The following is a 13,404-nucleotide window of genomic DNA, read 5'->3' on the forward strand; positions in this document are numbered from 1 at the left end:
TGGATATCAAGAGTAAAAAATTATGTGTACGTACCAAGGGAAATAGTATTTACACTTATGAAAAAGCTAAAAAATAATATTATCAAAAAGGATGGAAAGGAAGATAGCTAATGGAGAATACTATAAATGATGCTTTGCATCTAAGAGAAGAAGGTAACCTAGAAGGATCTAACCAGTTGCTATTGAAACTATTAAAAAACGGGGTTGATGATCCATATTTAAACTATCAGATTGCTTGGAGTTTTGATATCTTAGAAAGAGATTCTGAAGCAGTGTATTATTACGAAAAATCAATCGATAACGGTTTAGAAGGTGCGGACTTGGCAGGGGCATTTCTTGGTCTGGGTAGTACATATAGAACGTTGGGAAAGTACGATTTAGCTAAAAAAACATTAAAGAATGGAATAAAGAGATTTCCAAATAACAATGCTCTTAAAGTTTTTTATTCGATGGTGTTATACAATTTGAATCAGTATTCAGAAGGTATGGAAATTTTGTTAGGCTTAATTGCCACAACTTCAAGAGATGAAGAGATTAAAACCTATCAAAGAGCAATAATGTATTATTCAGATAAATTGGATAGAACTTGGTGAGAATAGTTTTACTGAGATATGTAGAGAATTTAATAGTATCCTAAAAAGGATAGAAATGAAAAGGAGAGAATTTAGATGATTTCAAGAACATGGCATGGATGCGTTCCAATGAAACATAAACAAGGATTCTATGACTATGAATTAATAACTGGAGTTGAAGAAACTCGAAATACAGAAGGCAATTTAAACACCTATTTAAAAGTAGTAGATCAAGAAGAATACTGCCACTTCTTTCTATGTTCAATTTGGGAAAATATGGATTCAGTAAAAAAATTTGCTGGTAATAATCCTGAAATAGCTGTGACCTATCCAGAAGATGAAAAGTTTGAATTAATTTCTGACCCATTAGTCATTTTACAAGAAGTAACGTCTGCTAAAAACCCATTTGAGTATAGACAAGAAAAATCCTGAAGCCGAAATTAAGTAGTCTTCTCAAAAGGATGGATATTAGAAATTCAAGAGTAGGACACGCATTAACTGCAATAGGATATGTCGAAGCAAAAGATCCAAAATTTGAAGACTTTTATATTGCTTGGAACCCATTAGATTATAATGGCGGGTATATGATGTTATCAAGTAAGCAACTGGATAACATTAATTCAGGAGGAGAACTGTTTTCATGGGCGTACACAGTGTATAATTTTAAAAAATAGGGGGATTATTAGATAAAAAAAGTATTGTTATTATTATAAGGTAGTATATTTCTGACTTCAAATAGTGCGATTGTTTTTGCTGAAGAATTTAACCAAGAAAAAATGGAAACTATCGAGAATTCAGTGGTTAGCACTCAAAAAGTTCAATTGATTAATTTTGAAATCCCAACGGAATTTTTAGTCTCTGATACAACACTCAGCTATGTAGATATGGTTGATGGTAAGAAAGCGGAAATTATTGACAATGCTTCAAGTAAAGTTCTTGCAACTTATTCAGAAATGATAGAGAATCGTAATGTAAATACAAGAACGACCGGACAAGTATGGACTAGCCATATTCAATCTACCTACAGCGTGCAACCGGCAACGATTAATGTTTATGCAGAAGTTGTGCTTCGTGGGGATACCAATTGGAGACAAATTGAAAAAGTTAATAGAATTTGGCAGACAGAGGGAAAAAGCGGAGCTTATGAGTTAAAAGATACGTATCAATCGATTAGCTCACCGTCAACATTTCCAAGTACTTGGATGTTGGTAAACATAACTGGTCAAGTTTATACTGAAAGTGCATGGAGCGCTAGTGCAGGATTTTCTTTTAGCCTTTTAGAATCAGCTGGTTTCGATATGTCTGGTTAAAATTCAGGAAAGTGGTTTGCGCGGAAAAATTATAATTCGCAAGTTTTGTTTCGTGTTATGAATTAAGGCTCAGTGGCTAAATAATTTGAAGGGTGTGATCAAAATAAAAAAAAAGTTACTACTTATTTCTTTGATACTTGGTTTATTATCTTTTGGAGGAATAGCATATGCTAGTGGAAAAGATAAGGCTGCAAAATCTGATGTGAGTACAGATATGAATGTTAATGAGGTGATCAAGCTTGCCAATTTCGAAATTCCAACAACTTTTACTTCAAACAAAATAAATGTAAAATATGAAGACATAGAAGGTGGAATAAAGGCGGTTGTTACTGATAAGAAGTCGAAAAAAATACTTGCTAGTTATTCAGAAGGAACATCAGAAGAAGATAAGCAAGGGGATGATAAAGTTGGAGAAGTCATTTAGTGATTTCTTCTGAGATAAATCCAGTAACTATAATAGTTTATACTGAACTAATAGTATCTCAGAAACAAGGATTAAAACCCCAAATTGAAAGTATTCCCTACGTTTATCAAGCAGAAAGTAATATTACAGATTTTGAAATTAAGAATCCTCATGAGTCAGTAAGAAACTCACAAGATTTACCTACTGATAATGTAATATTAAATATAACTGGCCAAATATACAGCACAAGTGATATGAATAGAAAGAGCTACGTAACATATAATGATTTTAAGACAGCTGGATTTGATATGAATGGCTCAGAGAAAAAAGAGTGGTTTGCTCGTAAAGACTACAATTCTCAAGTAACATTCAAGTTAAAGACAGAATAATTGAGTCGAGAGTAATATTAAAAAAAGTAGAAGTAAATGTATTTGATTAGTAAATGATTACAGGTACACATCCTTAGTACTTGGTAGTGACTTTTTTCTTTGTATAAATTGTATGATTTGGCAAAAGAAGTTGATTATTCAACTTCTTTTTTTTTACATTGAAAACATAGTTAGAAATTGTATCATGGTTCTTTTTCGTTAGTGAAAAGTTCAATAGGGTATAAGCAAATGAATATTTTCAAGTCGTTGCTCTGACAACGTTTTAAAATGTTCAATAGAGTTGCTCAAAACATAAATTTAGGATAGAGAATTTCTCTATCCTATTTTGTTTTACAGAGACCATATTAGTTAAGTCAATAATTAGAATCTGACACAAGCTAGTTGTGTCACATTCGTTAAAATAGGGTAAAGACAGATGGCTCTAAGGGTGACTCAATGTTTGAGTGGCTCTTTAAATTTATAGATTGTTTGAATGAGACTAAAACTATAGTATAATAGAATTAAGTCATATTGATAAAAAGAGGGATTTTTTCATGAAAATTGTCCAACCAATCAGAGAAAAAAAGCAAATTGATGCAATGAAGGCCATTTTGTCTTCCGGAAAAATGGGACCAAGAAATATGTTACTATTTTCGATTGGAATAAATACCGCTTATCGCATTTCAGATTTGCGTCGTTTGAAATTATCAGACGTTTTAATTATTTCTCGTGGTCGAGTGATCGCGAAAGAACGATTAGAAATGAAAGAACAAAAAACTGGTAAACACAATTCCATTATTATTTCGAATAAATTAAGAAAACAGGTTTTAGAATATGTGAATGAAGTATTTCCTTATCAGGTAGCAATACATGATTTTGATCACTTTCTATTTCCGAGTAGGAAGGGAGAGGATCAACCATTAAGCCGACAAGCACTTTGGGATGTGTTAAGTAAAGCAGCTAAAAGTATAGGGATGAAAAATATCGGTAGTCATTCGATGAGAAAAACATTTGGATACTTTCTTTATAAGAATGGAACACATATTGAGATCATTCAAGAGTTACTAAATCATTCATCACAGCGTGAGACATTACGTTATATTGGAATCACACAAGAGGATAAAGATACTGCAGTAATGAGTTTAGATTTATAACCACAGATAATTTACTATATAATAGAAGAAACACGTCATTTTTTTAGCAAATAAGAGAAGATATATCTTTTTTGGTAGGATCCAAGAGTCATTCATTTGAAGGAGTGACTGCGATCTGTTTATCAATAGTTTGCTACTATTCTGAGATAAAAAGAGAAGAACAGGAGGAAAAAGATGTTAACAAATAAATTAGGCATAACAAACCAAGTTGAATTAGCAAGAGTAGAAGAAAAGATCAGTAAATCGAATGCAAAGAAATTACACGATAGTGGGGACATTGATAAACTAGAAGTAGGAACATTTAAAGGGCTAGCAGATATTCATCGATACCTTTTTTCAGATATTTATGATTTTGCCGGTGAAATTAGAACGGTGAACATTGCTAAAGGAAATTTTAGGTTTGCGCCAGTAATGTATTTGAAAGTCTCGTTAGATCATATTGATCAAATGCCGCAATCAACAATCGATGAAATTGTAGCAAAATATGTTGAGATGAACATTGCGCACCCGTTTCGTGAGGGCAATGGCCGCAGTACAAGAATATGGCTAGACCTGATTCTTAAACAAGAAATCAACAAAGTAATCGATTGGAACCTGATCAACAAAGAAGCTTATCTTTCTGCAATGGAACGTAGTCCTGTTAATGATTTAGAAATCTCTCATTTAATTAAGCAGGCACTAACTTCGTTAGTAAATGATCGTGAAACATACATGAAAGGTATCGACGTTAGCTATTACTACGAAGGATATACAGAATATAATACTGAAGACTTGTAGTCATTAAAAAGGTCAAAATATCACCAAAACTTATGCCAAATTCTATCTATCATAAATCTACGTTAATGGTAGAGTGATTCTAAGGTCGTTTCAACTTTTAAACTGAGGTACTATCTTGAATGATCCCTCTGAGGATTCTCAAAAACGGCGTTTTTGGCAAAATAAAAAAGCTGTCCCAAAACTAAAACAACTTCCAGCAATATCAATATTTTATGTTTATTAAATCAGTGAATAGATAAATTCTCAAAAACGCTCGTTTTTGGCATAAAAGATACATCTCTTATATTCAATGTTAAGTGAATGAAGTAGCTTTGTCAATTTGAAAAAGGATAAACAATTCTTTACAAACAAAAAGACCTACCTTTGGGGAAGGTAGGAAAAGGAGTTAAAAATGAAAAAGTTTTGTTTGTTAGGGTTGTTTGTTTGGTATGAATAAATAATACAATTGAAATTTGAATAATCTGTGATGAATTAGTATAGAATTTCTGAAATAAGAATAGAAATAGTGATTATCAAAAAGGATTGATAGGAGGAAAAAATGAATAAAGAGAATAATGATTCTATATCACTAGGTATTTGTATAGGTGTAGTTTTTGGTATTATTTTCAATAATTTCACTTTAGGAATTGCAATAGGATTAGCAATAGGAGTTGCAGGAACTTTTGACAGTAAGAGAAAATCAAGAAAAAAAGATTCGGAAAAGGATCAGTAGGAGGAAAAACGGGTATGAAGAATCAAACAGTTTGGGTTGTGCAAGACGAGAACTCAAATGTAATAAAAGAAATATTTATATCTAATGAAGCAGCATGGGAATATTGCGGCAAACAATTTAAACTATTTGGGCTGGATCTAAACGTTACGGAATACAAGCTTAAATAATCTGATGAAATTTAATTTCCCAAAAAGGATCGATAGCTGCATGCATGAGATCCAAAAACGATATGTTTAATGGAGAGATTATTTCCTATTCCCTTTTTAAGCAACCTGTTTATAAAATGGTTGAAGTCATGTTGTCTCAAGCTTTTAATAAAAAGAAGATAAAGGATAAAGTTATTTTACATTCTGATCAAGGATGGCACTATCAGATGAGGCAGTACCAAAAGGCATTGAGGGAAAACAACGTTATTAAGAGTATGTTGCGCAAAGGATACTACCTAGACAACGCAGTGATGGAAAATTTCTTTGGATATATTGAAGAGTGAATTTTACGACAGAAAAAAATTTCATTCTATTGAGGATTTCTCTAAGGAACTTCATGAATATATTAAGTGGTATAATAACCAACGAATAAAAGAAAAATTAAATGGACTGTCACCTGTTCAATTCAGAAAACAATCCATTTAAAAAGTTCAACATTCGGGGTTCAGTTCAAAGCCCTCTAGGACTCCTAATAAATGATTTAATTCTTTGGATTTTCTTCAATAACATCAGTTGACAAAGAGCCCTTATTATTTACTGATTTAATACAAAAATTTGAGCTTGTCTAGATGGAGAATTTGCGGGATGTTGGTTTTCTAATTTAATGGGAGTTCCGAGATTAGGGTTATAGTTATGGACATCCCAAACTAGATTGCCATCTTTTTTATTGTGAATAATATATTGATTGTCGGAGACTTGTTCGACTGTCCAAAGCATACTGGAATCATTTATATTCTGATTTTCCCAATCAAGATTCCCAACTCCAATGGAGCCCGCCCACTTTACACTTTGAAAGCCAAATTGGTCGTTAATGACATAAGCATCTTTGTTGGGGATATAGTAAAATTCAAATTTACCATATCCAGGGGTTAAGTTAGCTAATTTAAACTTGTAGTCTACCTGTAGGTTAGAATTAAGTTTTGGTTGAACAGTGTAGTATCCATTTGGAAGAGTGTTGATTTCCGACGCTTGTACCTCTTTTAGAGGCACTGCTAAAACAACATATAAAAATCCAGTTAAAACGAGTAATAACATTTTTTTCATAAAAACGCCCCCTTACATAATATAAGAGAATGATATCGTTTTCTTGAGTATTTGTCAATAGGGATTTTAAATTCCTTTTGTTATTTAATTTTCATAAGATATTGTTATATATTTAAATAAAAATATATTTAAATTTAGTGAAAACATTTACAGGATAGCAAACTAAAATATTGTTATTCATGGACTCATCGTAGCAAAGAGGGGAAAAATCCCTTTAAGGTCTATTTTATTGTTATTTTATCCCTCTAAGAGTTTTTTGATGTATTTGTTGATACCATAAGCGATCGATAACAGCATGAATGAGATCCAAAAACGATCACAACTGAAGGAGATAAGGAAAATGAAGCAAATACTTTTAGAAGACAAACTGAAAAAGTTTCGACCTGAAACGGAAATATTTATTGAATTTGCTGATAATTACGGTTCTTTAAGAAAAGGATCAACAGAACACTTTTTAAAAAATTTAAACAGCGAAGAACTGAATAGCTTATGTGTAGAACAAAGAGATTTTCAGGAGACAACAAGATTTAAAGATAGAAAAACAATTCATTATTTATTTTGTCAAAATACAAACTTTTAGAACTAGAAAGGATTAATTAAACATGAAAAATATCAACTTAAAAAAATTTGTAGATAACAAAGGCATTAGCTTAGAAAGACTGTCAGAAGTCACAGGATTAGATTCACAAATAATAGCGGATATGTACCATAAAGGTATTTTTGATGGTGATAAATTAGGTGTTAATGCATTAACGAGCTTAATGCAAGCATTAGATATTATAAATATCAATGAGTTGATACCTTCAATGAAGTAGTTTTCCAAAAAGGATCGATAGCAGCATGAATGAGATCCAAAAACGATTGTTCGGAAAAATAGGTCATTTTGTCCGGCTGCAGTGTGAGATCTACTGGAGAAAATGATCAAAGAGACGAACAATCAATTATACCTGGTCAATGAACAAAGTCAGAATTACGAACTATTTATCAAAAAGGATCAGTAGGAGGAAGTATAATGGTGAAAGCTTTATGTATTATGATGGAAGAAAATGATGAAGATGATAATCAAGTAAAGTATGTATTTGAACAGATCACTTCATTAAAGTTGGTGGAGGATATGATCGAGGACGAACAAAGCGTTCATTTCACTTCTGAAGGAAAAGAGTATGAAATGAGTACATTTGACATTGATTGGTTTAGGTTTGTTCCTATTACTTCAGATATGGTTACATATTTTAAAAACAATGATAGTTATCGGTGTAAATGGGATGAACAAGGTATGATTCTCGAAAAGGATCAGTAGGAGGAAGTAAAATGGAACTATCTAAAAAAGATGAAGTAAGATACAAAAATCAATTATTTGATAAATATACTCTAAGTATAGGTGTCATTGAAGCTGTGTTGAATACACGAAATGAAGTTCCTTCTGAATTCATTTTAGATCAAATAACTGAACAAATAGAGCGGTTAAAAACGGAAGAGAAAGAGCTACAAGACTTGTATTCCAAAAAGGATCAATAAAACGTGAATTGTGGTTCGAAATCGATGAAATCGTACACAAATAACCGTAAAACGTACAAATAACTAATTGAAATGGAGCAAGATAAATGAATTTTTCAAACATTCAACAAAAAAATATACCAGGATTAAATTTTTATGGTGATGTAACTGATAAGGCAATTGACAATTTAGAATCTAGTTTTCAGGATTTGTTTTTCCAGTCGGAAGACTATGAATTGAAAACATTTGAAAGACAGTTCTTTGAAGAAAAAAATACTAAAACGATATTGGTAAAAATGCCTGCAGCTGTTCAAAAAATTAGTCATAAGCTACCTTTCTACAGAGCAGTTTTACAAGAGGAGCTGGATAGTGAAAATCTAAAGAAGGTCAAAACTATTCGTTATTACGTGGATATGAACCGTGTTTTCTATGTACAAATTATTTTTGAAATGAGCTAGAGACACTATCCCAAAAACGATCCTTTTTGGAAAAGCATATTTTTTCCTTTTTAAGAAAATATTTTATTTCTTAACGCCTTTACTTACAAGTTAGGTTATAATTAAATGTCGCCAATCATACAGTCTTGCGACTGGAAGGAGGTGTTAACTGTGCTAGAACTTTTCATTTGCCCCCTTCTTGTCGGCTTAATAGTAGCTTTATTCGAGTATTGGCTGAATAAAGCTACTATTAAGCCGACAAGAAGTAAAACATCCTAACGGCGACATCAGCCAAAAAAGAACCCCTAGAGAATCCTACTTCTCTAGGGGTTTAATGTTAACTGTGCTATTCATTTGCACCCCTAGTATAGCATTATTTTTATTCGATAACAACATTGTTAGTTTTTACTGATCCTTTTTTGGAATACAAATCTAGTAGCTCTTGTTCTTCTGTTTTTAAACGCTCTATTTGTTCAGTTATTTGATCTAAAATGAATTCAGAAGGAACTTCATTTTGTGTATTCAATACCGCCTATATAACATTTATACTTAGAGTATATTTATTTAATAATTGATCCTTGTATATTGCTTCATATTTTTTAGATAGTTCCATTTTACTTCATCCTACCGATCGTTTCTGTTATCAAAAAATATTCAATCTTCTGCGAATGAACATGAATAACAGCTTAAAATAATCATGCCACATTTTTTATTATGATATACTATCTAATGAGGTGAAGGTAAATGGTCAATATGAATGATGTTGCAAAAAAAGCAAACGTCTCTAGAGGAACTGTATCCAATTATGTCAATCATGTAAAAATCAAGCCAGAATTAGCTGTTAGAGTAGAAAAAGCAATTGAAGAGTTGAATTATATACCAAATCAAGCGGCTAGATCATTAAAAAAACAAGAAAGTGACATCATTGTATTTATATTGCCAACGATATGGACACCATTTTTTTCTGAATTGGCATACTATATCCAATTAGAATTACAAATTCAAAATTTTAAAATGTTATTATGTAATTCTCAAAATGATTACAATTTAGAGTTAGACTATATAAAAATGGCGCAAGAACAGAAAGTCAAAGGAATTTTAACTATTTCTTACAGTGATATAGAACCCTATCTTATTTCAAACATCCCGATTGTTTCAATTGAGCGTTATTTTAATAGTACTATTCCATTTATAACAAGTGATAATTTTGGTGGGGCTAGACAAGCAGCAGAAGAATTGCACAAACGAGGTTCAAAACGACTGCTGTTGATTTTAAGAGAGTTGCCCAATAATTTAGGTGTTTTTGAACGAATGAATGGTTTTATTGACTATTGTACCCATAATGAATTGGAATATGAAGTTTATTTGGATAAAGGAAACTCAATTGATTTTCCCAAAAGACTGGATATATTTCTAACTGAAAAATTTTCAGAAAACTGTCCTTTTGATGGGATTTTTACTGTAACAGATCGATATGCAGAATTTGTTTTTAATGCATTTGCACATTTACCTTGGTCGATTCCCGAAGATGTACAATTAGTTGGTTTCGATGGTGCTAGAAGCTTTTCTAATCAGTCATTGACTATTTCAACAATGTCTCAGGATGTACGCGAGATTGCTCATTTAAGTGTGAAAGAGTTAGTGGAATTTGATGATAGCTTAGCTATACAGAAGAAACATATATTACCAGTGAAGTTTACAGCATTTAAGACGACTAGAAAATTGGATGAAAAATAAATCCAATTTTTTTGTTTGAAAGCCCTTGCTTTTTTGGAACGTTCCAAGTATTATAATAGTTAAAAATGGAACGTTCCAAAAAAGTATTTCTAAAACAATCAAGGAGATGAATAGTTTGGATTATAAAAAAATTGCTAAAGAAGTCTTAGAAGGTGTCGGGGGAAAAGGAAATATAGCGAATGCTGCTCATTGCGTTACGCGTTTACGCTTAGTATTGAATGATAGTAATAATTATAATAAAGAAACATTAGAAAATATTGAAGGCGTTAAAGGAGTATTTTTTAATAGTGGACAATTACAAATTATTTTTGGTACAGGAACAGTAGAAAAGGTTTTTGCTGCATTTCAAGAAGTTTCAGGGATAAAGGAAGCTTCATTGCAAGATGTAAAAGCCTCTGGAACGAAGCAACAGAATAAATTACAACAAGCATTTAAAGTATTCTCTGATATATTCATTCCAATCATTCCAGCTTTTGTTGGGGCAGCGATGATCTTAGGCTTGAAGTCACTATTAACGACACAATTTGGTTTTTTAGGTGGTTCAATGGCGGAGGAATGGCTTTGGGCGCAAGATTTAGCTAGTTTTCTAGGTGTGATTGCGACAACATTTGCTTATCTTCCTGTTTTAGTCATGTATTCAGCAACTAAACGATTTGGTGGAAATCCAATCTTAGGTTTAGTGTTAGGTTTTGTAATGATTACACCAGATTTGATGAATCGTAATGACTTTGTTTTGGGCAATTATGATACCTTATCCTCTTGGCATGTATTTGGGTTATCCATCCCACAAGTTGGGTTTCAAGGTGGCGTGTTTCCAGCAATTTTAACAGCATGGTTCTTATCAAAAACAGAAGTATTTGCGAAGAAAAAAACACCACAAGCGTTGAGTTTTATTTTGGTACCGACAGTTACGATTTTATTCTCTGCTCTTGCTTTATTCTTAGTATTTGGTCCGATCGGTAATGCAATCGGCACGGGATTAGGATGGATCATTGATATTCTATACAACAAAACAGGATTTGTGGGTGCCTTTGTTTTTGCAGCATTGCTTCAGCCACTTGTTGTAACGGGCACGCAACACGCGATCCAGGCCATTGAAGCACAATTAGTGGTAGCCACAGGATTCAACTATATTCAACCATTATGGTCCGTTTCAATCATTGCACAAGGGGGAGCAGCATTGGGCATGTTTTTCCTTGCAAAGAAAAATTCTAAGCGTCGTGAAACAGCAATGTCTAGCTTTGTTCCAACATTATTTGGTATTTCAGAACCAGCTATTTTTGCAGTCAATTTACGTGACTCGATCATTCCATTTCTTGCTGCTTCATTTTCAGCAGGGATCGGTGGTGCTTTTATGAAAATATTTGATGTCAAAGCAACAAGTTTTGCTTTAACGGGTCTACCAGGTTTGACGATCGTATACCCACCTAGATTGATTTTTTATATCATCGGAAATCTAATGGCATTTATTTTACCGATTATTATTTTGATTGTTTGGAATCGTGTTAAAGGGGTAAAAGGAGCAGAAATAGGAAAAGGTAGTACCTTATAAAAAGAAGGGACGTCTGAGAGCAATTGATGAGTAAAAAAATTGAAAAATATACATTTTATACGACGGAATGGCAAGAACATTTAAGTCAATTAGAAGAAAAAATAAACGAGAGCGCCTATCTCCCAAAGTATCATTTATACCCCAAGACAGGCTTGATGAATGATCCAAACGGTTTGAGCTATTTTAATGGCAAGTATCAAGTATTTTATCAATGGTTTCCATTTGATTCTTTTCATGGAATGAAACATTGGGGACATGCTACTTCAGAAGACTTAGTTAAATTCAAGGATGAAGGTTTTGCTCTTATCCCTGATGAAGAATATGAAAAAAATGGTGCGTATTCTGGTAATGCTTTCGAATACAATGACGAACTCTATTTGTTTTATACAGCGAACTATAAAACAGATACAGGGAAAGTAGCGAAGCAAGCTTTGGCGATCATGGACAAAAAAGGAACTATTACTAAATATCCGAAGAATCCAATCCTTGAGGGTGCACCGAAAGGATTTAGTCAAGAATTAAGAGATCCTTTTGTTTTTGAGCGTAACAGTTCTTTTTATATGTTACTTGGCGGAGGTCGTTTTGTGGAGGGAGAACAAACGGGTTTCGGTGACATTGGTGAATTGCTTTTGTATAAGAGTACTAATTTATTGGATTGGACGTATCAAGGAACGATTGATTTACCGATTGATAAAGGTTATATGTTAGAATGTCCGAGCCTTGTAACGATTGATGGAAAAGATGTTTTATTTCTATCACCGATGGGCTATGAGAAAGAAACGTATCGTTACCAAAATCGCTTTTCTTCCATTTATTTAGTAGGGCAATTGAATGTTGAAAAAAGAACGTTTGCATTAGAGCATGTGGATGAGTTGGATGCTGGTTTTGATTATTATGCTCCTCAATCATTTTATGGAAAGAATCAGTTGCCATTAACTTTAGGTTGGTTTGGCTGTGGTGAGCAAGTGTATCCAATTGACACTGAAGGTTGGAAACATGGATTAACGACTGCACAAGAAATGAGAGTAGTGGATGGAAAATTAAGACGTTTTCCAACAAAAGAAGTACAAAAACAGTTTACAGATAAACAAACAATAAGAACTGACCAACTTCTTTTAGAATATCCCTATTATCATCTTCAATTTGAATTGAACAAAGAACAAGAGTCGACTATTTGCTTTGGTACAAAAGATGATTTTTGGCAATTGAATTTAGATGAAAAAAAAGAGACAGTAACGATTGATCGTGGTCATTTAGCTAAAAAAATTGATACCGAATATGGTATGAAACGAACCTGTGAAATAGCTGAATTAGCAAATAATATCACAGTTGATGTGTTTGTTGATAATAGTTTTATAGAACTGTATTTGAATGAAGGCGAACGTGTTTTTAGTTTTAGGGTCTTCTTAGAATCAGAAAAAACTACTATTTCGTTTTCAAAAGAAACTGAAGCCACGTGGGCATATTTAGAATAATAGAGATCTCTATGCGCATCTTGATAGATTTAGTCAAGGTGTGTATAAAGTTTTTTTGTACGACTTTTTTATGCATAACATGGGCCCATATGTCAAGAGTCCGAAATTGACTATCAGGATATTCGACACATTATTCAACATAATTATCAAAAATGGTTTT

21 protein-coding genes and 1 pseudogene are annotated in these 13,404 nt (G+C 32.6%); 20 read left to right on the forward strand and 2 right to left on the reverse strand.

Annotated elements, in window-relative coordinates:
• The first annotated feature begins 110 nt into the window (after window positions 1–110).
• From IGL98_RS01860 to IGL98_RS01910, 11 genes and pseudogenes are all read left to right on the forward strand, one after another.
• Window positions 111–593, forward strand: a complete 483-nt coding sequence (locus tag IGL98_RS01860) for a tetratricopeptide repeat protein (protein WP_206912757.1) — start codon at window positions 111–113, stop codon at window positions 591–593.
• Between the two features lie 75 nt (window positions 594–668).
• The gene (locus IGL98_RS01865) at window positions 669–1,004 is read left to right on the forward strand and encodes a hypothetical protein (protein ID WP_086281323.1); all 336 of its coding nucleotides are present in this window, start codon (window positions 669–671) and stop codon (window positions 1,002–1,004) included.
• 29 nt (window positions 1,005–1,033) lie between these two features.
• The gene (locus tag IGL98_RS01870; protein WP_206847209.1) at window positions 1,034–1,246 is read left to right on the forward strand and encodes a hypothetical protein; all 213 of its coding nucleotides are present in this window, start codon (window positions 1,034–1,036) and stop codon (window positions 1,244–1,246) included.
• Between the two features lie 102 nt (window positions 1,247–1,348).
• The gene (locus tag IGL98_RS01875) at window positions 1,349–1,882 is read left to right on the forward strand and encodes a hypothetical protein (protein WP_206912755.1); all 534 of its coding nucleotides are present in this window, start codon (window positions 1,349–1,351) and stop codon (window positions 1,880–1,882) included.
• A 94-nt stretch (window positions 1,883–1,976) separates the two neighbouring features.
• Entirely contained in the window at window positions 1,977–2,306 is a 330-nt protein-coding gene (locus IGL98_RS01880; RefSeq protein WP_206912753.1) for a hypothetical protein, read from the forward strand.
• On the forward strand, window positions 2,306–2,674 hold the full coding sequence (locus IGL98_RS01885) for a hypothetical protein (RefSeq protein WP_206912751.1): 369 nt from the start codon (window positions 2,306–2,308) through the stop codon (window positions 2,672–2,674). The genes IGL98_RS01880 and IGL98_RS01885 overlap by 1 nt, the downstream gene beginning before the upstream one ends.
• 533 nt (window positions 2,675–3,207) lie before the next feature.
• Window positions 3,208–3,807, forward strand: a complete 600-nt coding sequence (locus IGL98_RS01890; RefSeq protein ID WP_206912748.1) for a site-specific integrase — start codon at window positions 3,208–3,210, stop codon at window positions 3,805–3,807.
• A 174-nt stretch (window positions 3,808–3,981) separates the two neighbouring features.
• The gene (fic, locus tag IGL98_RS01895; protein WP_206912746.1) at window positions 3,982–4,584 is read left to right on the forward strand and encodes a protein adenylyltransferase Fic; all 603 of its coding nucleotides are present in this window, start codon (window positions 3,982–3,984) and stop codon (window positions 4,582–4,584) included.
• 538 nt (window positions 4,585–5,122) lie between these two features.
• Entirely contained in the window at window positions 5,123–5,296 is a 174-nt protein-coding gene (locus tag IGL98_RS01900) for a hypothetical protein (protein ID WP_206912758.1), read from the forward strand.
• A gap of 14 nt (window positions 5,297–5,310) precedes the next feature.
• The gene (locus IGL98_RS01905) at window positions 5,311–5,463 is read left to right on the forward strand and encodes a hypothetical protein (protein ID WP_206847350.1); all 153 of its coding nucleotides are present in this window, start codon (window positions 5,311–5,313) and stop codon (window positions 5,461–5,463) included.
• A gap of 59 nt (window positions 5,464–5,522) precedes the next feature.
• Window positions 5,523–5,928, forward strand: a pseudogene (locus IGL98_RS01910) (transposase); the annotation flags it as partial.
• 108 nt (window positions 5,929–6,036) lie between these two features.
• Here the strand turns inward: IGL98_RS01910 and IGL98_RS01915 are convergent.
• The gene (locus IGL98_RS01915; protein WP_206912726.1) at window positions 6,037–6,546 is read right to left on the reverse strand and encodes a hypothetical protein; all 510 of its coding nucleotides are present in this window, start codon (window positions 6,544–6,546) and stop codon (window positions 6,037–6,039) included.
• Between the two features lie 340 nt (window positions 6,547–6,886).
• Here IGL98_RS01915 and IGL98_RS01920 point away from each other — a divergent pair, with 340 nt between their 5' ends.
• The 6 genes from IGL98_RS01920 to IGL98_RS01945 all read left to right on the forward strand — a co-directional run bounded on the left by IGL98_RS01920 (window position 6,887) and on the right by IGL98_RS01945 (window position 8,759).
• Complete coding sequence (locus IGL98_RS01920; RefSeq protein WP_206846999.1) at window positions 6,887–7,126, forward strand: hypothetical protein; 240 nt, start codon at window positions 6,887–6,889, stop codon at window positions 7,124–7,126.
• A gap of 22 nt (window positions 7,127–7,148) precedes the next feature.
• Window positions 7,149–7,361 carry a hypothetical protein gene (locus IGL98_RS01925; RefSeq protein ID WP_206847001.1) on the forward strand — a complete coding sequence of 71 codons (213 nt, stop codon included), beginning with the start codon at window positions 7,149–7,151 and terminating at the stop codon, window positions 7,359–7,361.
• A 197-nt stretch (window positions 7,362–7,558) separates the two neighbouring features.
• Complete coding sequence (locus IGL98_RS01930) at window positions 7,559–7,846, forward strand: hypothetical protein (protein ID WP_206847003.1); 288 nt, start codon at window positions 7,559–7,561, stop codon at window positions 7,844–7,846.
• A gap of 11 nt (window positions 7,847–7,857) precedes the next feature.
• Window positions 7,858–8,064, forward strand: a complete 207-nt coding sequence (locus IGL98_RS01935) for a hypothetical protein (RefSeq protein WP_206847004.1) — start codon at window positions 7,858–7,860, stop codon at window positions 8,062–8,064.
• 86 nt (window positions 8,065–8,150) lie between these two features.
• The gene (locus IGL98_RS01940; protein WP_206847005.1) at window positions 8,151–8,501 is read left to right on the forward strand and encodes a hypothetical protein; all 351 of its coding nucleotides are present in this window, start codon (window positions 8,151–8,153) and stop codon (window positions 8,499–8,501) included.
• Between the two features lie 105 nt (window positions 8,502–8,606).
• Window positions 8,607–8,759: a type I toxin-antitoxin system Fst family toxin gene (locus tag IGL98_RS01945; protein WP_422851627.1), complete on the forward strand. Its 153-nt coding sequence runs from the start codon at window positions 8,607–8,609 to the stop codon at window positions 8,757–8,759.
• A gap of 100 nt (window positions 8,760–8,859) precedes the next feature.
• Here IGL98_RS01945 and IGL98_RS01950 read toward each other — a convergent pair whose 3' ends face one another.
• Complete coding sequence (locus IGL98_RS01950) at window positions 8,860–9,006, reverse strand: hypothetical protein (protein WP_206847007.1); 147 nt, start codon at window positions 9,004–9,006, stop codon at window positions 8,860–8,862.
• 218 nt (window positions 9,007–9,224) lie between these two features.
• Between IGL98_RS01950 and IGL98_RS01955 the strand changes: the two genes are divergently transcribed.
• The 3 genes from IGL98_RS01955 (at window position 9,225) to IGL98_RS01965 (ending at window position 13,244) form a co-directional block, all read left to right on the forward strand.
• Window positions 9,225–10,217 (forward strand): LacI family DNA-binding transcriptional regulator, encoded by a 993-nt coding sequence (locus IGL98_RS01955; protein WP_206847008.1) that lies wholly within the window; start codon window positions 9,225–9,227, stop codon window positions 10,215–10,217.
• 115 nt (window positions 10,218–10,332) lie between these two features.
• Window positions 10,333–11,769 (forward strand): PTS transporter subunit EIIC, encoded by a 1,437-nt coding sequence (locus IGL98_RS01960; protein ID WP_206847009.1) that lies wholly within the window; start codon window positions 10,333–10,335, stop codon window positions 11,767–11,769.
• A gap of 26 nt (window positions 11,770–11,795) precedes the next feature.
• Window positions 11,796–13,244 carry a glycoside hydrolase family 32 protein gene (locus tag IGL98_RS01965; RefSeq protein ID WP_086347132.1) on the forward strand — a complete coding sequence of 483 codons (1,449 nt, stop codon included), beginning with the start codon at window positions 11,796–11,798 and terminating at the stop codon, window positions 13,242–13,244.
• The last annotated feature ends 160 nt before the right edge of the window (window positions 13,245–13,404 follow it).

It is taken from the genome of Enterococcus sp. DIV0840 (genome assembly GCF_050527835.1).
Lineage (GTDB): Bacteria > Bacillota > Bacilli > Lactobacillales > Enterococcaceae > Enterococcus_L > Enterococcus_L ureasiticus.